This is a genomic window from Allobosea sp. NPDC003192 (assembly GCF_050275675.1).
In the GTDB taxonomy this organism is placed as follows: Bacteria; Pseudomonadota; Alphaproteobacteria; order Rhizobiales; family Beijerinckiaceae; genus Allobosea.
Map to the genome: position 1 here is coordinate 217,422 of NZ_JBNNPK010000001.1, position 19,751 is coordinate 237,172.

Here is a 19,751-nt window from a genome sequence, read left to right on the forward strand (position 1 = left end):
CCCCGGAATGATGGTTCACTCCACCGTCACCGACTTCGCCAGATTGCGCGGCTGGTCGACGTCCTTGCCCATGAAAACGGCCGTCTGGTACGCGATCATCTGGATCGGCACGGCGTAGACGATCGGCGCGAAGAGCGGATCCATCTCCGGCATGATGATGGTCGCTTCCGGCACGATACCGCATTCGGCCGCGCCTTTGGCGTCGGTGACCAGGATGATCCGTCCGCCGCGCGCCGCGACCTCCTGCATGTTCGAGGCGGTCTTCTCGAAGAGCGCGTCATGGGGCGCAATCACCACGACCGGCATATCCTCGTCGATCAGCGCGATCGGGCCGTGCTTGAGTTCGCCTGCCGGATAACCTTCTGCGTGGATATAGCTGATTTCCTTGAGCTTCAGCGCGCCTTCAAGCGCCAGCGGGAAGGCAGTGCCGCGGCCGAGATAAAGCACGTCGCGCGCCTTGGCGAGCTTGCGGGCGAGCTTCTCGATCTCCGGCTCCAGCGTCAGCGCCTGCGCCATCAGCCCGGGCAGCGCGATCAGCTCCTGAACGTAAGCGGCCTCCTGCTCTGCGGAGAGCGTGCCACGAGCGCGGGCAGCGGCGATGGCGAGGCCGGCGAGCGCGGTCAACTGGCAGGTGAAGGCCTTGGTCGAGGCGACGCCGATCTCGGGACCGGCCAATGTCGGGGCGACGACATCGCTCTCGCGCGCGATCGTCGAGGTCGGCACGTTGACGACCGACATGACATGCTGGCCTTCCCGGCGGGCATAGCGCAGGCAGGCGAGCGTATCGGCCGTCTCGCCCGATTGCGAGACGAAGAGCGAGAGCCCGTTCGCCGGCAGCGGCGCCTCGCGATAGCGGAACTCCGAGGCGACATCGATCTCGACCGGCAGGCGCGCCAGCTTCTCGAACCAGTACTTGGCGGTGAGGCCGGCATAATAGGCGGTGCCGCAAGCCGAGACGGAGAGACGCGACAGGTTCTTCCAGTCGAACGGCGTCTCGAAGGGTAGCCGCGTCACGCCGTTCGCCATGTCGACATAGTGGGTCAGCGTATGACCGACCACTTCCGGCTGCTCGTAGATCTCCTTGGCCATGAAGTGGTGGTGGTTGCCCTTCTCGACCAGGAAGGCGCCAGCCGCAACGCGCTGGGCGCGGCGCTCGACCTGTTGGCCGTCGGAGTCGTAGAAGGTCGCGCCCTTGCGGTTCAGCACCACCCAGTCGCCCTCGTCTAGATAGGCGATGAGGTTGGTGAAGGGCGCCAATGCCAGCGCATCCGAGCCGAGATACATCTCGCCGTCGCCAATGCCGACCGCCAGCGGCGAGCCCTTGCGGGCGCCGATCAGCAGGTCTTCCTGTCCCTCGAACAGGAAGGCGAGCGCAAAGGCGCCGCGCAGATGCGGCAGCGCAGCCCCGACCGCCGCGACCGGATCCTTGCCGCGGTCGAGCTCGCGGGTGACGAGATGGGCGACGACCTCCGTGTCGGTCTCGCTGGCGAAGACATGGCCGTCGGCCTCGAGCTCGGCCTTGAGCTCGCGGAAGTTCTCGATGATGCCGTTATGGACGACCGCCAGCTTCTCGGTGGCATGCGGATGGGCATTGGTCTCGGTCGGCTTGCCGTGCGTCGCCCAGCGGGTGTGGCCGATGCCGATCAGACCGTCGAGCGGCTCGGTGGAGAGGCGCACTTCGAGATTCTTGAGCTTGCCCTCGGCGCGGCGGCGGCTGAGCCGGCCGCCTTCGAGCGTCGCGACGCCGGCCGAGTCATAGCCGCGATATTCGAGCCGCCGCAGCGCCTCGACGACCTGACCGGCGACGGCCTGCTTGCCGAGAATGCCCACGATCCCGCACATGAACGTGCCTCATCCGTTGATATCGATGCGCATCGCAATAGTCCGAGGCGGCGCAATTGCGAAATCACGTTGAATGTCGAACTGTGAACAAAATGCCTTGCAAGTCGCCAAGATTGGCAAGGCAACTCCTTCAAACGATGGACGCCCCCAACGGACGAGTGCGGAACAATCATCTCGTTCCGCATCCTTGGGCTTTCGTCATGGCCGTCCTGACTTCGGACCTCTTCAGAGGCGACACCAAGCTGGAGGCTGCCGCCGCCAGTGATCCCGGTCACATCACCCGCGGCGCGCGCGGCGATCATGTCAGCAAGATCCAGACGGCCTTGAACCGCGTCGACGATGCCGGGATCGGGATCGACGGCAAATATGGCCCCGAGACCGCGAGCGCCGTGCTGAGGTTCAAGCAGAAGCGCGACATCGTCGCCCGTCCGCGCCAGCAGAAGGCCGACGACATCGTCGGGATCCGGACCATCAAGGCGCTCGACGACGAGATGCGGCAATGGGAACTCAAGCCGCCGAAGCCGACATTCGCCACCGTCGCCTCGCCCAATCCGATGTACGGCGACACGGATCGGTTTGGGTTCAGCCTCGCTCGCCTGGCCCAAGGGGCCGATGGCGATTGGTCACGCCGCGACCGATCGCTGCCCGCCTGTCAGATGGTGCCTCTGGGTGCCACGCGCATCCTGATCTTCGCGTTGTTCGGCGGTGAGGGCGAGGTCAATTTCGAGTTCAACGGCCCGGGCGTGTGCGCCATCGTGCGCAAATCGAGCGGCGAATCCGAAGGCGGCGGACGCCTGATCAGCGTGACCGTGCGCGGCCTCAAGGCGGCCGAGACGGAACTGAGCCTGCGACTGGACCTGAAGCGCATCGTGACGGTCAAGCTCATCGTCCGCAAGCCGACCCAGCGCTCGCTCAGCGTGGTGCATCTCGGGCCGGTCCGGACGCCGGGCGACGATACTTATGTGCAGGATAATCTGCTGCCGGTTCTGAACTGGATTTTCGAGCCGCAGATCAATCTCACCCTGACGCGCGGCTGGGGCCGCATCCAGCGCACCTTGCCCCTGAACGACGACAAGTCCGCCTGGAGGGCGCCCGACCCCGACAAGGATCTATATGTGCTCACTCAGGGCCAACGGGCGCCGAAAGGCGCGGCGTTCGTCCATTGGCGCGATCTCTATCAGTTCGGTCACGATGCGGACCTTCTGGTCTTCTGCGCAGCCAATCTCAAGGAGGTGACCAGCCCGAACGTTGTCGGCATGGGGCCCTTCAAAACCAACAGATGCTGGGTGAACTGCGCGGCTCACAATCAGTATTCTCCTGGAGGAGCTCTGAGCGTCATCACAGCCCATGAGCTGGCTCATGCAATCGGCGCCCATCACATTCCGGCGCCCATGAACCAGCACTATCTGATGAACCCCGGGGGGAACTTCGGCCACGTCGCCATCCCGTCGGATACGCTGCACGAGTACCGCCTGGGTTAAGGCTCGCCGGAAACCACCGCGCCCGACAGCTGGTTTCGACCGAATTCAGCCCGCCGCCTTGCGCGCCTTCGCCGCAGCCCGGAAGGCGGCAGCCCAGCCCTCACGCTCCATCTGACGGCCACGTGCTACGGCGAGCGCATCCGGCTTGACGTCGCGGGTGATGACCGAGCCCGAGCCGACATAGGCACCCGCCCCGATCGTCACCGGCGCGACCAGGGCCGAGTTGGAGCCGACAAAGGCGCCCTCGCCGATGATCGTCTTTGACTTGAAGAACCCATCGTAATTGCAGGTGATCGTGCCGGCGCCGATATTGGCGTTCGCGCCGATCTCGGCGTCGCCGATATAGGTCAGGTGGTTGACCTTGGCGCCCTCGCCGATCGCCGCCGCCTTGATCTCGACGAAGTTGCCGACCCTTGCCCCCTTCGCCAGCGCGCTGCCAGGCCGCAGGCGAGCATAGGGGCCGATCGAGGCAGCCGGTCCAACGCTCGCCCCCTCCAGATGCGAGAAGGCGTGGATGACGGCGTTGTCCGCGACCCTGACACCACAGCCGAAGACGACATTCGGCTCGATCACGACATCGCGACCGATCTCGGTATCGTGGCTGAACAGCACCGTCTCTGGCGCGACCAGCGTGGCACCGGCCAGCATCACCTCCAGCCGCTTGCGCCGCTGGAAATCGGCCTCGACCGCTGCGAGCTGAGCGCGATCGTTGACACCCTGCACCTCGGCCTCGGGCGCGACCCGTGCGAGCGCCTTCAGGCCTTGCGCGCGCGCCACGGCGACGGCATCGGTCAGATAATATTCGTTCTGCGCATTGGCACAGCCGATCGCGTCGAGAATGGCGAGCGCCCTGCCACCGTCGAGCGCCATCAGCCCGGCATTGCACAGCGTGATCCTGCGCGTCGCCTCATCGGCATCCTTGTGCTCGACGATTGCCTGGAGCTCGCCATCGCGGGTGACGAAGCGGCCATAGCCGGCCGGGTCGCGCGCCTCGAAGCCGAGTGCAGCCACGGCGGCTCCGGCATACAGGGCCTGGCGCAGGTCGGCGAAGGTCTCTGGACGCACCAGCGGCGTATCGGCGAAGGCGACCAGCACATCGTCATGCTTGCCCGTCAGACTTTCGCGGGCGGCGAGAACCGCATGCGCCGTACCCTTGCGCTCGGTTTGGACGAAGACGGCGGCATGCGGAGCGTGCTTCTTCACCTCGGCTTCGACATCGGGCCGGTCGGGCCCGATAACCACGGCGAGCGCATCGGCCCCGGCAGCAGTCACCGCCGCCAGGGCATGGCCGAGCAGCGAACGGCCCGCCACCTCGTGCAGCACCTTAGGCCGCGCCGATTTCATCCGGGTTCCCTCGCCGGCCGCCAGCACGATGGCGAGGCAGGTCCGGGCGGGCTGCATTTCCGTCATGATCGTCCTGTCACATGCTCTCTGGAACGGAAACGCGACCACGACCGGTCGTCGTCCCGGGCGCAGGCGAATGCCGCACCGGCGGTGGATAGCCGATAGCGAGCGGATTTGGCAAAGCCCAGCGGACGATACGCCCCAACATCGGCTCCGGCCTGGTCATCCGGTACGGCTTTGTTTCTGGCATGGCGTTCCTGCATGCAAGGCGTCCCTTTTTTCGTCTTTGACCTTGCGCCACGCTTTTCAGCCCCGCGCGAAATGCTCTAGAAGCGCATGGCGGCAGAGCTTTGCCGGCCCAAGTTGGAACTGATGTCGAAATCCTTGAATCGCCGTCGATTTTTGAGCCTTGCAGCGACCGGCGCCCTCGCGCAGCGATTTGCCGTCGGCACTGCGGCGGCACAGGCCCCGACGACATGGGCCGGGCTGGTGCAATCGGTGATCGCCGAAGGGCAGCGCTTCGATCCCGCGCTCGTCATCGAGGCCGCTCGCGTCCTCTCGCGTCGACCGATGGTGCCGCTTGTCGCGACCGATTTGCCGGAAGGCTACGCCACCCTGCCCTATGATCAATATGTCGGCATCAGGGCGCAGCCCTCCGGCATGATCTGGGCGGGCGAGAATCGCGGCTTCACGGTCGAGCCGCTGCATCGCGGCTATGTCTTCTCGTCGCCGGTCAGCCTGTTCACGGTCGAGGACGACGTGGTCAGGCGCGTCGCCTTTGACCCCGGCAAATTCAACTATGGCCGCGTGACGCCACCGCCGGCAGGTGCGGATTTGCAGTTCTCGGGCTTTCGCGTCTCGGCAGGGCTGGAGCGCCCCTACGAGCTCGCGTTGTTCCAGGGCGCGACCTTCTTCCGCTCGCTGGCCCGCGGCCAGAACTTCGGCGCTCTGGCCCGCGCTTTGATCCTGCGTCCGGGCGAGACCCGCGGCGAGGAGATCCCGTTCTTCCGCGCCTACTGGATCGAGCGGCCGAGCCCGGCCGCTGGCGTGCTGATCATCCATGCGTTGCTCGACTCCGAGAGCGTCACCGGCGCAGTGCGCATGACGCTGCGCCCCGGCGACGTCACCTTCATCGATGTCGAGATGACGCTGTTCGCCCGCGCCAATCTCGACCATGTCGGCTTCGGCTGCGTGATGGGCACCTATCTTTCCGGCCCGCAGAGCCGGCGCGGCTTCGATGATCTGCGCCCGGCAGTCCATGAAGTCTCGGGCGTACAGATGCTCACCGGCAATGGCGAGTGGCTCTACCGGCCACTGAGCAATCCGGCCAATCTCCAGGTCTCGTCCTTCCAGGATTCGAACCCGCGTGGCTTCGGCCTGGTCCAGCGCGAGCGCGATCCCAACGCCTTCGTCGATGACGACCAGCGTTTCGAGCTCCGGCCCAGCGTGTGGACGGAACCGCTCGGCGAGTGGGGGCCGGGCTCGGTCCAGCTCATCGAGATTCCCAGCGAATCCGAGCTCAACGACAACATCATCAGCTATTGGCGTCCGCGCCAGCCGATCGCGGCCGGCAGCGAGACGATGGTCGCATATCGCCAAGCCTGGTGCTGGCAGCCGCCGGAGCGTCCGCCGCTCGCCATCGCCACCCGCATCCGGCAGGGCCGCGGCTCGCAGGCGCGCCGGCGCCGCTTCCTCGTCGATTTCACCGGCGACCGGCTCGGCGATCCCGCCCTCGTCGCCGCGATCCGCGCCAATGTCACGGCGACGCCGGGCACGATCCAGAATCTGCGGCTCTGGCCTTACCCCGAACGCCGGACCATGCGCGTCGCCTTCGAGGTCGACCCGGGTAGCGAGACGCTCTCGGAATTGCGCTTGGTGCTGGACGCCGGCGGCCAGCCGGTTTCGGAAACCCTGCTCAATCGGTGGACATGGTGACCGTGGACGCACTTGCCCGCCCGAGCGAGACCGAGGTCGCGACCGGCTGCCCCGTTCCGGTCGAGGCGACGCCGCCCGAAAGCCGGCTGGAGATGCCGGTGCAGTCCTTCCGCAGCTGGAAGGCTTCGGAGGGACGCAAGCCGGCTGCTCCGCAAGCCTGGCGCACGCCCTGGCTCGCGAGGGTCTTCGTCTTCGGGGGGGCCTGGGCGCTGACTGCCTATGGCGCCTGGGAAATGTACCATGTCGTGTCGGTCAGCCGCACGACCTTCCTGCAGTATGTGCTGCTCGTCCTCTTCACGGTGAACTTCTCCTGGATCGCGCTCGCCTTCACCAGCGCCATCCTCGGCTTCTTCGCTTTGCTCTTCCGGCTGGTGAAGAGCCCTCGCGCCGAGACGCTGACGCGGAAGACCGTCGTGGTCATGCCCATCTACAACGAATCGACGGCGCGGACCTTCGCGGCGGTGGCGGCGATCCGGGAATCGATCGAGGCGACGGGTCTGGGCGCCCATTTCGACTATTTCATCGTCTCGGACACCACCAATCCCGACATCTGGGTGGCCGAGGAACGGGCCTTCCTGGCGCTGCGCCAGCGCCTCGGCGCCGATGCGCGCATCTATTATCGCCATCGGCCGAAGAACCACCACCGCAAGGCCGGCAACATCGCCGATTTCGTCACACGCTGGGGCGGGCATTACGAGCACATGGTCGTGCTCGACGCCGACAGCCTGATGACCGGCACCTGCATCGTGCGCCTCGCCGCGGCGATGGAGGCCGACCCCGACGCCGGCATCATCCAGTCTCTGCCGTTGATCATCAACCGCAACACCTTCTTCGCGCGGCTGCAGCAGTTCGCGGCGCGGGTCTACGGGCCGGTGATCGCGACGGGCCTGGCGATCTGGTCCGGCCGCGACGGCAATTACTGGGGCCACAACGCGATCATCCGCACCAAGGCCTTTGCCGACCATTGCGGCCTGCCCGATCTCAAGGGCAAGCCGCCCTTCGGCGGCCATGTCCTCAGCCACGACTTCGTCGAGGCGGCGCTGATCCGGCGGGCCGGCTGGTCGGTCTACATGCTGCCCGACCTGACGGGTTCCTATGAGGAGAGCCCGCCCTCGCTGATCGACATCGCCACGCGCGACCGGCGCTGGTGCCAGGGCAATCTGCAGCATTCGCGCATCATCGGCGCCAAGGGCCTGAAGCTTTCGACCCGCCAGCACTTCGCCACCGGCATGATGGCCTATCTCGCCTCGCCCTTCTGGCTGATGCAGCTCGTGGTCGGCATCCTGATCGTGCTGCAGGTCAACTACGCCAGACCCGAATACTTCACCGAGGAGTTCAGGCTCTTCCCGGTCTGGCCGCGCTTCGACCCCGAGCGCGCGCTCAACCTCTTCGGCCTGACCATGGCGATCCTGCTGGCGCCGAAGCTGTTCGGCCTCTTGCTGACGCTGTTCGACGGCAAGCTGCGGCGCGCCTGCGGCGGCGGCATCCGCCTCATCCTGTCAGCCGTGCTGGAGATCCTGTTCTCGGCCTTCTTCGCGCCGATCATGATGGTGATCCAATCGGGCTCGGTCTTCCAGATCCTGGTCGGGCGCGACACCGGCTGGAATCCGCAGCGGCGCGACGACGGCTCGATTCCCTTCAAGGACATCGTCCGCCGGCACCGCGCCCATGTCCTGCTCGGCCTGGTCGCCGGCCTCTCGGCCTTCATGATCGCGACCTCGCTGTTCGCCTGGATGTCACCCACCATCGTCGGTCTCGTGCTGGCTATTCCGCTCTCCTGGGCCTCGGGCAACCTCGCGCTCGGCCTTTGGCTGAAGCGGCGCGGGCTGCTGATGACGCCGGAGGAAGGCGACCCGCCGGCGATCGCCCTGCGTGCCAATGCGCTGCAGGCCGAATTCGCGCAGGCCGGCTTCGACGATGCAGACGGTCTCACCGTGCTCCACGCCGACCCGATGCTGCGTGCGACCCACGAGGCAATGCTGCCGCATGCCCAGCCGCGCCGGCGCGGCGAAATCGAGCCCGACCGCGCCGTCGCGCAGGCCAAGCTGATCGACGCCGAGACGATCGCCGACGCGGCGATCTGGCTGAAGCCGAAGGAGCGCATGGTCGTGCTGCACGACCGCGCTTTGCTCGGCCTGCTGGCGAATCTGCCCCAAGGCCCGGCTCACGCCGGAGCCGAGGCGCCAGCGCGCTAGATCGCTTTCCGATCGCTGCGCCGTCATCGGTTCGGATGACTACGAGCCCGGCGGGCTCCCGCATTCTCCTCGCCATTCCAGCAAGGAGAATGTCATGCAACGCCGCCAATTTCTTCTCGGACTGCTCGGTATCGTGGCGGGCGGCGTGACGCTCACCCTGTCGCCACCCGTGCAGGCCGCAGCCGACCCGCTCGATCTCGACCGGGCCCTGGCAGCCGCCCCCGAAACCGATGCGGAATATTCGCTGCTGGTCGGGCGGCTGACGCATCGCCGGCGAGCTGGCGGCTGGTGGCGCATGCGCGTCGCCCGGGCGCGCGCCTGGGGGCGCAGGGGACGGCCGGGTCGGCGTTGATCGCGATGAGCGTCTCGACGCTCAGCCCATCTCGAAAACGATGGCGCAGCCGTACGCCGCACTCGCCGGAACGACGACGCGCGCTCCGTCCCGGTGATGAGCGATGCCGCGTTCAGCCAGGCGGGACCCGACGATATCGAGTTCTCGCACCGTGACCGCGAAGCCAGCAAAGCGGGCTTGTTCCGGCCTCGGGTCGCCGAGCATGGCCGCAGCGGCCTGCGGTGTCAGCACCTCAAGGCGCCCGCGCGGCAGCGGCAGGCGCAGGCCCGCCTCCGGCGTCGCGAAACTCGCGGCACCCGAAAAGGCGCGGAGGAAATCCGCCTGCGCAGCCGGCTCGGGCGTCACCAGGAACACGGCGGAAAGCGCGCTCGTACCGTTCTCGTGCTGCTGGAAGGCCGGGTTCCAGAAATTCTGCGGCTCGTGCTGCTGGCAGACGAAGAAGCCGCAATCCGGCGCAGCCCGATTGTCGGCGAAGGCGAGCGAGAACGCGACGCGGACTTCGCTGCCATCGGGCCGGCGCGCCTGCCGCTCGAAGAAGAAGGGCTCGAAATCGCCGATGCCCGCGCCGCGGAAGCCCTCGGCATCGCCAGTCGAATCGCGGCTCTCAAGAACCAGCATCGACATGCCCTCGCCTCGCCCCAGCGCATCGCGCACGAAGGCGCCGAACGAGAAGCTGCGCGGCGCATGCGGCGGGATCAGCGTGGCGTCGCCGACGGTGATCAATTCGAGGAAGGCGCCCGGGAACTGGACGATCCGGTTCTCGGTGCCCCAGGGATGGCGGTTGCGCGCGCCGACGCGGAAGCCGAGATCGGCGTAGAAGGCACCGGCCGCATCGAGATCAGCGACCCCGATCACCAGATGGTCGAGGCCGTGGGCGTTGGTTTCAGGCATGGTCGGACCGTAGGCTGGACGCGCTACGGCTCGATGAAATGCGGCACGAAGCGCGAGGTGTTCTTGGTGATCGGAGTCGTATCCTCGCGCACCCCCAGCCCGCAAGGCTGGGAAGCGACGAGCCAGGAGCCGAGCACCGGATAGTTGCCGTCGAAGTTCGGCAGCATCGCCATCGCCTGCAGGATGAAACCCTCGGCGCCATAGGGGCCGTCATCGCTGTCGCGCACTGCCCCGCCCTCGACCAGCGTCACATTGGCGCCCTCGCGCGAATAGAGCGGCTTGCGGACATGGTTGGCGCCGAGCTCGGCGCAACGCGGATCGTCCTCGAAAAAGGCCGGCAGAAGATTGGGATGGCCGGGCGCCATCTCCCACAGATAGGGCAGCAGCCCCTTGCTCGAGACGAGCGCCTTCCAGGGCGGCTCGACGAACTGGCAGCGCGAGCCGGCGAGCGCCGAGGCGTACTGCTCGCGGAACAGCCACTCCCAGGGATAGAGCTTGAATAGCATCTCGATCGGCAGGCTGGCGCCGTCGCAGAAGCGCCCGTCGGCGAGTAGGCCGATCTCCTCGATGAAGGTGAAGCGGGCATCGATCCCGGCCTGGCCGGCGCAGTCGATGAGATAGTCGACCGTACCCTTGTCCTCGGAACTGCCCTGCACGCAGGTGAAGTGCATGCGCTCGGGCCTGGGGTTGCGCAGCTCGCCGAAGGCCGCGATCAGGCGCTCATGCAGCGAGTTGAACTGATCGCAGCCGCGCGAGATCACGCCCCGCGCCATCGCCTGCTCGAGCCAGTCCCACTGCACCACGGACGCCTCGAACAGCGAGGTCGGCGTGTCGGCGTTGTATTCGAGCAGCTTGGCGGGGCTCTTGCCGTCATAGGCGAGGTCGAGGCGGCCATAGAGATTGCGGTCGCCGCGCTGCCAGCTGTCGCGGATCAGGCCCCATTGCGCCTCGGGGATGGCGAGCCGGCGCAGGATCGCCTCGTCCTTGAGCGCGCGCTCGACGAAGGCGAAGCAGAGGCCTTCGATCTCACTGGTCGGCGCCTCGACATCCTCCTCGATCTCCTTCAGCGAGAAGGCATAGGCGACGCTCTCGTCCCAATAGGTCTCGCCGTCGAGGGTGTGATAGGCGAAGCCGAGGCGCTCGACCTCCGCCTGCCAGTTCGGACGCGGTGTGGGGCGAAGCCGTTTCATCGGTCAGGAGGACGAGAACGAGGAGAAGGACCGCGAGGACGAACCGAATCCTCCCCGCGAGGCGACGCTCGGCGTGCTCGCCATCCCTGTCGAGGAGATGTTGCGGGCGACCATCGCCTGGCCCGAGGTCGTCGTATAGGCGCGCGAGCGGCTGCTGCTGCCGCCATAGTAGCCGCCTGAAGACGACGAGGACGAGGAACTGCGGGCCGGCTGCTCGCATTCGGGGCGACCTGAGCCGGGCTGGCGTGTGCCCGGCGGACAGGCCGAGCTGGTCGGCGGCAGAAGCGGCTGTGCCGCGCCGCCACCGGACATGAACTGGCGCGCCAGCATGATGCCGGCGAGCGCCGGGATGAAGACCTGGGCGTTGTTCCAGACGGCACTCTGGCAGCCGCTGGCGCCGAACTCCTGCTCGCAGGCGGCGCTGCTGGTGAATTTCTTGGCGTCGCGCAGATGGTTGGCCGAGGCCTCGTTGAAGCGCTGCTCGCACTGGCTGGCACTGAGCTGATTGGCGGCCCGGCAATCGGCGAGATTGTTGTAGATCAGCGAATCGTCGGTCTCGCCGCCGGAAAGCGACCAGTAGGTCGCCACCAGCACCACGCCCGCGGCGGCAAGCCCGATCTGGGTCGAGCGCTTCATCGGCCCCTCCTACAAGGTCATGCTGGCGGCGGCGAGCGTGCCGCTGAGGACCGCGATCACCGCCAGCATCGCCGCCGAGGGAATCCGGTCCTCCTCGATCTTGCGCGACAGATCGGGGATGACGATGCGGGCGAAGCCATAGGCGCCGAACTGGACGACCATGGCGATCACCGCCCAGATCACCAGGTCGGGAATGCTGGCCGCCTGCTCGATCGCCGTCTCCAATGGCACCGAAAAGCCGATCAGGTTGCCACCGAAGGCGATCGCGGCGGAGAGGTTGCCACCCCGGATCAGCGCGATCTCGTCATGAGCGGTGAGCCGCATATAGACCGCGGCGAAGCCGGCGATCAGTGCAAAACCGACGCAGAAATAAAGGATGAACGCCGGCAACCCGGCCATCGAGATCGTCATGCTGCCGCCCCTTGCATGCCATGATGGTCAAGGCGCTCACTATACGTCAGCGGCGCCGCTGCGCCAGACTGTCGCGGCGTGTGTTGTAGGCGCGCGAACGATGTCACGGAGAGCCCCATGAAGGAGAGACATGCCCAATGCTCTTGCGGGGCTCTGAGCCTGATCTGCCGCGGCGATCCAGCGCTCGTCTCGCTTTGTCATTGCCGGCAATGCCAGCGCCGCACCGGCAGCACCTACGGCATCGCCGCCTTCTTTCCGCGCTCGCAGGTCGAGATCGACGGCGAGGCGACGGCCTATCGCCGGCAAGCCGACAGCGGCTTCGACGTCACGCAGCACTTCTGCCCGCGCTGCGGCAGCACGGTCTTTTGGGAGGCTGCGCGCAAGCCCGAGATGATCGCGGTCGCGGTCGGCGCCTTCGCCGATCCGGAGTTCCCGGCGCCGGGCAAGCAGGTCTACACCCAGCATCGCCACCCTTGGGTCGCGGTGCCGATAGTGGCCCCTTCCGAACCCTCATACTGAGGAGCCGCGTAGCGGCGTCTCGAAGGCTGCTCCAGGAGGTTCCGGAGACATCTGGAGCATCCTTCGAGACGCGATCTGCGATCGCTCCTCAGGATGAGGGCTAAGAGTGCCCGCTCGTCCGTCAGACCAGGCGGCTCTGCACCACAGCCGCCTCGACGAAGCTGGCGAACAGCGGATGCGGCTCGAACGGGCGCGACTTCAGCTCCGGATGGTACTGCACGCCGATGAACCAGGGATGGTCGGGATATTCGACCGTCTCGGGCAGCAGCCCATCGGGCGAGACGCCGGAAAAGCGCAGACCCTTGGCCTCGAGCAGCTCGCGATAGCCCATATTGACCTCGTAGCGGTGGCGGTGCCGCTCGGATATCTCGGTCGAGCCGTAGATCTTGGCGATCTTGGTGTCTTCCGACAGCTTCGACTGATAAGCGCCGAGCCGCATAGTGCCGCCGAGATCACCGCCGGAGAAACGCTGCTCCAGCTCGTTGCCGCGCATCCACTCGGTCATCAGGCCGACGACGGGCTGCTCGGTCGGGCCGAACTCGGTCGAATTGGCGTCCTTGACGCCGGCGAGCGAGCGCGCCGCCTCGATCACCGCCATCTGCATGCCGAAGCAGATGCCGAAATAGGGCACCTTGCGCTGCCGGGCGAAGCTCGCCGCCTTGATCTTGCCCTCGGCCCCGCGATGGCCGAAACCGCCGGGGACCAGGATACCGTGGACATGCTCGAGGAAGGGCGCCGGGTCCTCCTTCTCGAACACCTCGGACTCGATCCAGTCGAGGTTGACCTTGACCCGGTTGGCGATGCCGCCATGGGTCAGCGCCTCGATCAGCGACTTATAGGCGTCCTTCATCCCGGTATACTTGCCGACGATGGCGATGGTGACCTCGCCTTCCGGGTTCTTGATCCGCTCGGAGATGCGCCGCCAGTTGCTGATGTCGGGCGGAGTCTTGTCGTCCATGCCGAACGCTGCGAGCACCTCGGTGTCGAGCCCCTCGGCGTGGTAGGACAGCGGCACGTCGTAGATCGAGGCGACGTCGCGTGCCTCGATCACTGCCGTCTCGCGGACATTGCAGAACAGCGCGAGCTTGCGCCGCTCCTCGACCGGGATCTCGCGATCGGTGCGGCAGAGCAGGATGTCGGGCTGGATGCCGATCGAGCGCAGCTCGGCGACCGAATGCTGCGTCGGCTTGGTCTTCAATTCGCCGGCGGTCGGGATATAGGGCAGCAGCGTCAGGTGCACGAAGATGCACTGGCCGCGTGGCAATTGCTGGCTGATCTGGCGGATCGATTCGAGGAAGGGCAGGCTCTCGATGTCGCCGACCGTGCCGCCGATCTCGACCAGCACGAAATCGTAGCCGTCATTGCCGGAGAGGACGAATTCCTTGATCGCGTTGGTGACGTGCGGGATCACCTGGATCGTGGCGCCGAGATAGTCGCCCCGGCGCTCGCGCGTCAGGATGTCCATGTAGATCCGGCCCGTGGTGATGTTGTCGCCCTTGTTGCAGGGCCGGCCGGTGAAGCGCTCGTAATGGCCGAGGTCGAGATCGGTCTCGGCGCCGTCGTCGGTGACGAAGACCTCGCCATGCTGATACGGGCTCATCGTGCCCGGATCGACATTGAGATAGGGGTCGAGCTTGCGCAGGCGGACCTTATGGCCACGCGCCTGCAGGAGAGCAGCCAGAGCCGCCGCCGCCAGGCCTTTGCCGAGCGAGGACACCACGCCGCCGGTGATGAAAACATACCGCGTCATGGGAGTTCACCTTTAACGCCTAGAGTTCGATTCGCTAAGCACGCCTGCGCAGGCCAGTCCTGTGCTCTGTGCTTGTCCACAAAAGAGAAGGGCCGGTTTCCCGGCCCCTGCCCTGTCGTCCCGGTCACCGTGTCGGTGTTCCCGGCTGAGGCGGCTGTGATCCGCCTTGGTTCTGCATCTGCCGGAGCTGATCGAGCACCCCGCCGGCATTCGGCGCCGAGGGCCCACTCGGGGCGGCCGGAGCGGTTGTGCCCGCCGGAGCCGGGGCACCGTCGATGATCGAGCGCTGCGTACGGCCATGCGTCGCCATGATCGCGAGCGCGATCGAGGTGATGAAGAACAAGCCGGCAAGGATCGCCGTGGCCCGGGTCAGCGCATTGGCCTGGCCGCGGCCGGTCATGAAACCGCCGACGCCACCGCCACCGCCGGAGCCCATGCCGAGGCCGCCGCCTTCCGAGCGCTGGAGCAGCACGACGCCGACCAGCGCGATCACGATCAGCAAGTGAATGACGATGAGAACGTTCTGCATGGCTCACGAAATGGGTATGGCGCGGGCGCCTGCCAAGATGGCGGCATCCCGCGGATCGGCGCTGCCCATAGCATGGGCTTCCCGCCCATGCCACCCGCGAATTTGATCTCCTTGATCAGATCAGGCGCAGGCGCGCGCGATCGCCAGGAAATCATCGGCCTTGAGGCTGGCGCCGCCGACGAGCGCGCCGTCGACATTGGCGACGTTCATCAATTCGGCCGCATTGCTCGGCTTGACCGAGCCGCCATAGAGCAGCCTGACGCCGGCTGCGCTCGCCTTGCCGAGGATGCGCCCGAGCTCGGCCCGGATCGCCTCGTGCATCTCGGCGACATCGGCCGCGGTCGGGGTCAGGCCGGTGCCGATCGCCCAGACCGGCTCATAGGCGACGACGAGCGAAGCCGCCGTCGCGCCGTCAGGCACCGAGCCGCGCAGTTGCTTCTTCACGATCGTCAGCGCCTTGCCGGCCTCGCGTTCGTCCTTGGTCTCGCCGACGCAGACGATCGGCGTCAGCCCCGCCGACAGCGCCGCCTCGGCCTTGGCCTTCACCCGCGCATTGCTCTCGCCATGCAGGGTGCGGCGCTCGGAATGGCCGACGATCGCATAGGTCGCGCCGGCATCGACCAGCATCGGCGCCGAGACTTCGCCGGTATAGGCGCCGCTGGCATGGGCGCTGCAATCCTGCCCGCCGGTGGCGATGCGCGAGCCGATCAGCGAAGCGCTCAGCGTAAACAGCAGCGTCGCAGGCGGGCAGATGGCGAGATCGACTGCGCGCCGCAAGGCGGCGTCGGCGCCCTTTGCGACCTCGGCCGCGATGGCGAGATCCGCCTTCAGCCCGTTCATTTTCCAGTTGCCCGCCACCAGCGGCTTGATCGTTCGCGTCACGGCTGCTCTCCAAATCTTGTCCATTCGGCTCTAGCAACGCAGTCACATGATCGCAATCGAGGCGGTTCGCAGCGATTGCCGGACGGCGTCGCTCTTCCTATAAGCGGCGCGCAGCGGCACGGCCGCGAGAGGATCGGAAAGACAGACCATGATGATGCAGGGCATCCGCAAGGCGGGGCAGAGCTTGATCGGCAAGCTCATCATCGCCGTGATGTTCGGCTTCCTGATCATCTCCTTCGCGATCTGGGGCATCGGCGACATCTTCCGCGGCTATGGCCGCAATGCCGTCGCGGTCGTCGGCAAGACCGAGATCGGCCTCGAGCAGGTCCGCACCGCCTATCAGAACGAGATCCAGCAGTTGCAGCGCCAGCAGCGCCGCCAGATCAGTCCCGATCTGGCGCGGGCGCTCGGCCTCGACCAGCGCGTGCTCTCGCGCCTCGTCACCGACGCGGCGCTCGACCAGACCGCGACGAAGATGGGCCTCGCCGTTTCCGACGAGACCGTGCGCAACATCCTGTTCGCCGATCCGAACCTGAAGAACGCCGCCGGCCAATTCGATCCCGCCCGCTTCAACGAATTGCTGCGTGCGATCGGCATGAACGAGCAGCAGTTCGTGCGCGAGCAGCGCGCCGCGACGATGCGCCAGGAGCTCGCGGAGATGGTGGTCGGCGCCGTCACTGCGCCGGCTGCGCTCCAGGAACTCGGCCACCGCCTGCGCCATGAGCAGCGCGAGATCGGCTACATCACCTTGCCCGAAAGCGCCGCCGGCGAGATCGCCGCCCCGGCCGAGGACGTGCTGCGCAAGTATTTCGACGAGCGCAAGGCCGCCTTCCGCGCCCCCGAATATCGCACCGCCAATGTCCTGGTGCTGACCGCCGCCGCCCTCGCCGATCCCGCCAAGGTCAGCGATGCCGACGCCCGCGCCCGCTATGAGCAGATCAAGACGCAGCGCTTCGGCTCGGCCGAGCGCCGCACCGTCCAGCAGATCGGCTTCCCCTCGATCGAGGAAGCCAAGGCCGCCAAGGCGAGGATCGATGCCGGCGAGACCTTCGAGGCGGTCGGCGCCAGCCGCAATGTCGCCGAGGCCGATCTGACGCTCGGTACCTTCACCCGCGAGGGCCTGTTCGACCCGGCCGTGCGCGACGCCGCCTTCGCCCTGGCGCAGGGCGCGGTCAGCGAGCCCGTGCAGGGCGGCTTCGGCGTCGTGCTGCTGCGCGTGCCGACGATCGAGGCGGCCCGGCTCAAGAGCTTCGAGGAGGTGGCCGACGAGGTCCGCCGCGACGTCGCGACGAGCCGCGCCGGCGAGCAGATGACCGAGCTGCACGACAAGATCGAGGATCAGCGCGCCTCGGCCAAGCCTCTGCCCGAGATCGCCAAGGAGTTCGGCCTCGCTTTGCGGACCTTTGGCCCAGCCGATTCTCGCCTCGGCAAGGCCGACGGCACGCAGGAGCCCACCCTTCCCGGCGGCGACGCGACGCAGCAGGCGCTCTTCCGCTCCGATATCGGCGTCGACAACGAGGCGATCCGCCTGCCGAACAATGGCGGCTATGTCTGGTTCGACGTGAGCAAGATCGATCCGCCGCGCGAGCGTAGCTTCGACGAGGTCAAGGCCGAGGTCGAAAAGCAGTGGCGCGCCGACGAGGTCGCCTCCCGTCTCTCGGCAAAGGCGCGCGAGATCGTGCAGAAGCTCGACGCCGGTGAAAAACTCGACGCGATCGCCTTCGCGCAGGGGCTCGCCTATGAGGACGCGACGCTCGGCCGCCAGGACCAGAGCGCCGCCCTGCCAGGCAATGTCGTCTCGCTGGTCTTCGGCACGCCTGCCGGCAAGGCCGGCTCGGCCGCCGTCGACAATGCCGGCCGCGTTGTCTTCCAGGTCAAGGCGGCGACGGTCAGCCCCTATGTCCGCACTACGGAGGATGCTGAGAACTTCGTGCGCCTGCTGGCCAACAGCATCAGCGAGGACCTGCTCGCCCAATATGTCGGCAAGCTGCAGAACGACCTAGGCGTCCAGGTCAACCAGGCGGCGCTGCGCAACGCCACCGGCGGCCAGAACTGAAGCAGGACGCATGGATCCGGCAGCCGATTTCGCCCGCTTCGCCGCCGCCTACGCGGCCGGCGAGCCGCAATTGCTGACGCTGTCGCTGGTCGGCGATTGCGAGACGCCGGTCGCCGCCTTCCTGAAGCTGCGCCATGCCTATAAGGGGCCGGCCTTCCTGCTCGAATCGGTCGAGGGCGGCGCCGTGCGCGGCCGCTACTCGATGATAGGGCTCGATCCGGACCTGATCTGGCGCTGCCATCGCGGAGAGGCTTCGCTGTGCCGCCTCGCGCAGGGCGAGGATTTCGTTTCCGATCCGCGCCCGGCCTTCGACTCCCTGCGCGCCTTGCTCGCCGAGAGCGCGATCCCCGATCGCGACGGCCTGCCGCCGATGGCGGCCGGCGTCTTCGGTTATCTCGGCTACGACATGGTGCGCCTGATGGAGCGCCTGCCGCAGCCCAAGGCGACTGGTCCAGGCGTGCCCGACGCCATCCTGACCCGGCCGACTTTGATGGTCGTGTTCGATTCGATCCGCGACGAGATCACGGTGGTGACGCCTGTACGCCCGCAAGCCGGCGTGCCTGCACGCGCCGCCCATGAGCGGGCGCAGGAGCGGCTCGATGCCGTCGTGCGGGCGCTGGAAGGTTCCCTGCCTGACGAGGCCGGCATCGATATCGCCGCCATTCCTCATCCGGAATCGACCTCGAACACCAGCGAGGCCGAATTCCACGCCATGGTGGCGCGGGCGCAGGAATATGTCCGCGCCGGCGACATCTTCCAGGTCGTGCTGTCGCAGCGCTTCGAGGCGCCGTTCGAATTGCCGCCCTTCGCGCTCTACCGCGCGCTGCGGCGGATCAACCCCGCGCCCTTCCTCTGCTATCTCGATTTCGAGGCTTTCCAGATCGTCTGCTCCAGCCCCGAGATCCTGGTCCGGCTGCGCGACGGCAAGGTCACGATCCGGCCGATCGCCGGCACAAGGCCGCGCGGCGCGACGCCTGCCGCCGACGCCGCCCTTGCCGACGAATTGCTGGCCGATCCGAAGGAGCGAGCCGAGCATCTGATGCTGCTCGACCTCGGCCGCAACGATGTCGGCCGGGTCGCGGAGATCGGCAGCGTCAGCGTCACCGATTCCTTCTTCATCGAGCGCTACAGCCAGGTGATGCACATCGTCTCGAACGTCGAGGGACGCATCTCCGGCGAGCATGACGCACTCTCCGCCCTCGCCGCCGGCTTCCCGGCCGGCACCGTCTCCGGCGCGCCCAAGGTGCGCGCCATGGAGATCATCGACGAGCTCGAAAAGGACGGGCGCGGCGCCTATGGCGGCTGCATCGGCTATTTCGGCGCCAATGGCGAGATGGACACCTGCATCGTCCTGCGCACGGCGGTCGTCCAGGACGGCCGCATGCAAGTCCAGGCCGGCGCCGGCATCGTCTATGATTCGAATCCGGCCTCCGAGCAGCTCGAATGCATCAACAAGGCGAAAGCCCTGTTCAAGGCAGCCGAAGAAGCTGTGCGCTTCGCGGCGCGCAGCCGGCGAGGACAGTGATACGGCAGCGTTCGTTCGCATGCGCGCTTCCCGCAGACGCATGCTCACTCACTTGCGCGGTGTGTTTTGGCCCGCGCATATTGCCGGTAGTCGAGAGCGCCGCTCCCTAGCCCTTGGGTTGCTTCGGACGGCCACTCAGCAATCACAACCGGCCCTGCCCGCTGGCGCGGATGCCTGACGTGGGCAGACAGGGCCCGGCGACAAATGGAGAGG

At 67.0% G+C, this 19,751-nt stretch carries 16 protein-coding genes; 7 read left to right on the forward strand and 9 right to left on the reverse strand.

Going from position 1 to position 19,751, the window contains the following annotated elements; genetic code table 11:
• Positions 1 to 15 precede the first annotated feature (15 nt).
• Positions 16 to 1,842: a glutamine--fructose-6-phosphate transaminase (isomerizing) gene (gene glmS / locus ACQKLX_RS01035; protein WP_427358683.1), complete on the reverse strand. Its 1,827-nt coding sequence runs from the start codon at positions 1,840 to 1,842 to the stop codon at positions 16 to 18.
• A 137-nt stretch (positions 1,843 to 1,979) separates the two neighbouring features.
• On the opposite strand from glmS, the gene ACQKLX_RS01040 reads away from it, so the two are divergent.
• Positions 1,980 to 3,323 carry a peptidoglycan-binding domain-containing protein gene (locus tag ACQKLX_RS01040; RefSeq protein ID WP_427358685.1) on the forward strand — a complete coding sequence of 448 codons (1,344 nt, stop codon included), beginning with the start codon at positions 1,980 to 1,982 and terminating at the stop codon, positions 3,321 to 3,323.
• Between the two features lie 45 nt (positions 3,324 to 3,368).
• On the opposite strand, the gene glmU is transcribed toward ACQKLX_RS01040, so the two are convergent.
• Complete coding sequence (gene glmU, locus ACQKLX_RS01045) at positions 3,369 to 4,724, reverse strand: bifunctional UDP-N-acetylglucosamine diphosphorylase/glucosamine-1-phosphate N-acetyltransferase GlmU (protein WP_427359261.1); 1,356 nt, start codon at positions 4,722 to 4,724, stop codon at positions 3,369 to 3,371.
• Between the two features lie 345 nt (positions 4,725 to 5,069).
• Between glmU and ACQKLX_RS01050 the strand changes: the two genes are divergently transcribed.
• From ACQKLX_RS01050 to ACQKLX_RS01060, 3 genes are all read left to right on the forward strand, one after another.
• Positions 5,070 to 6,602 (forward strand): OpgD/OpgG family glucan biosynthesis protein, encoded by a 1,533-nt coding sequence (locus tag ACQKLX_RS01050; RefSeq protein WP_427358687.1) that lies wholly within the window; start codon positions 5,070 to 5,072, stop codon positions 6,600 to 6,602.
• Positions 6,596 to 8,797, forward strand: coding sequence for a glucans biosynthesis glucosyltransferase MdoH (gene mdoH, locus ACQKLX_RS01055; RefSeq protein ID WP_427358688.1), 2,202 nt, complete (start codon positions 6,596 to 6,598; stop codon positions 8,795 to 8,797). Before ACQKLX_RS01050 ends, mdoH begins: the two co-directional genes overlap by 7 nt.
• A 94-nt stretch (positions 8,798 to 8,891) precedes the next feature.
• Positions 8,892 to 9,149, forward strand: a complete 258-nt coding sequence (locus ACQKLX_RS01060) for a hypothetical protein (protein ID WP_427358689.1) — start codon at positions 8,892 to 8,894, stop codon at positions 9,147 to 9,149.
• A gap of 21 nt (positions 9,150 to 9,170) precedes the next feature.
• On the opposite strand, the gene ACQKLX_RS01065 is transcribed toward ACQKLX_RS01060, so the two are convergent.
• Genes ACQKLX_RS01065 through ACQKLX_RS01080 form a run of 4 tightly spaced genes read right to left on the reverse strand, consistent with a single transcriptional unit; the run spans position 9,171 to position 12,277 of the window.
• A complete protein-coding gene (locus ACQKLX_RS01065) occupies positions 9,171 to 10,040 on the reverse strand; it encodes a VOC family protein (protein WP_427358691.1) in 870 nt (289 codons plus the stop codon).
• Positions 10,041 to 10,063: 23 nt separating this feature from the next.
• Positions 10,064 to 11,230: a glutathionylspermidine synthase family protein gene (locus tag ACQKLX_RS01070; protein WP_427358692.1), complete on the reverse strand. Its 1,167-nt coding sequence runs from the start codon at positions 11,228 to 11,230 to the stop codon at positions 10,064 to 10,066.
• Positions 11,231 to 11,233: 3 nt separating this feature from the next.
• Positions 11,234 to 11,866: a DUF1190 domain-containing protein gene (locus ACQKLX_RS01075; protein ID WP_427358694.1), complete on the reverse strand. Its 633-nt coding sequence runs from the start codon at positions 11,864 to 11,866 to the stop codon at positions 11,234 to 11,236.
• A 9-nt stretch (positions 11,867 to 11,875) separates the two neighbouring features.
• Entirely contained in the window at positions 11,876 to 12,277 is a 402-nt protein-coding gene (locus ACQKLX_RS01080; RefSeq protein WP_427358696.1) for a DUF350 domain-containing protein, read from the reverse strand.
• 117 nt (positions 12,278 to 12,394) lie between these two features.
• Between ACQKLX_RS01080 and ACQKLX_RS01085 the strand changes: the two genes are divergently transcribed.
• Complete coding sequence (locus ACQKLX_RS01085) at positions 12,395 to 12,796, forward strand: GFA family protein (protein ID WP_427358697.1); 402 nt, start codon at positions 12,395 to 12,397, stop codon at positions 12,794 to 12,796.
• Between the two features lie 121 nt (positions 12,797 to 12,917).
• Here ACQKLX_RS01085 and ACQKLX_RS01090 read toward each other — a convergent pair whose 3' ends face one another.
• The 3 genes from ACQKLX_RS01090 to tpiA form a co-directional block, all read right to left on the reverse strand.
• Positions 12,918 to 14,546, reverse strand: a complete 1,629-nt coding sequence (locus tag ACQKLX_RS01090) for a CTP synthase (RefSeq protein WP_427358699.1) — start codon at positions 14,544 to 14,546, stop codon at positions 12,918 to 12,920.
• Positions 14,547 to 14,670: 124 nt separating this feature from the next.
• Positions 14,671 to 15,075: a preprotein translocase subunit SecG gene (gene secG, locus ACQKLX_RS01095; protein WP_427358700.1), complete on the reverse strand. Its 405-nt coding sequence runs from the start codon at positions 15,073 to 15,075 to the stop codon at positions 14,671 to 14,673.
• 120 nt (positions 15,076 to 15,195) lie between these two features.
• Positions 15,196 to 15,957, reverse strand: coding sequence for a triose-phosphate isomerase (gene tpiA / locus ACQKLX_RS01100; RefSeq protein WP_427358702.1), 762 nt, complete (start codon positions 15,955 to 15,957; stop codon positions 15,196 to 15,198).
• A 148-nt stretch (positions 15,958 to 16,105) separates the two neighbouring features.
• On the opposite strand from tpiA, the gene ACQKLX_RS01105 reads away from it, so the two are divergent.
• Both ACQKLX_RS01105 and trpE read left to right on the forward strand, forming a co-directional pair.
• Entirely contained in the window at positions 16,106 to 18,013 is a 1,908-nt protein-coding gene (locus tag ACQKLX_RS01105) for a peptidylprolyl isomerase (RefSeq protein ID WP_427358704.1), read from the forward strand.
• Positions 18,014 to 18,023: 10 nt separating this feature from the next.
• Positions 18,024 to 19,538 carry an anthranilate synthase component I gene (gene trpE / locus ACQKLX_RS01110; protein WP_427358706.1) on the forward strand — a complete coding sequence of 505 codons (1,515 nt, stop codon included), beginning with the start codon at positions 18,024 to 18,026 and terminating at the stop codon, positions 19,536 to 19,538.
• Positions 19,539 to 19,751 lie beyond the last annotated feature (213 nt).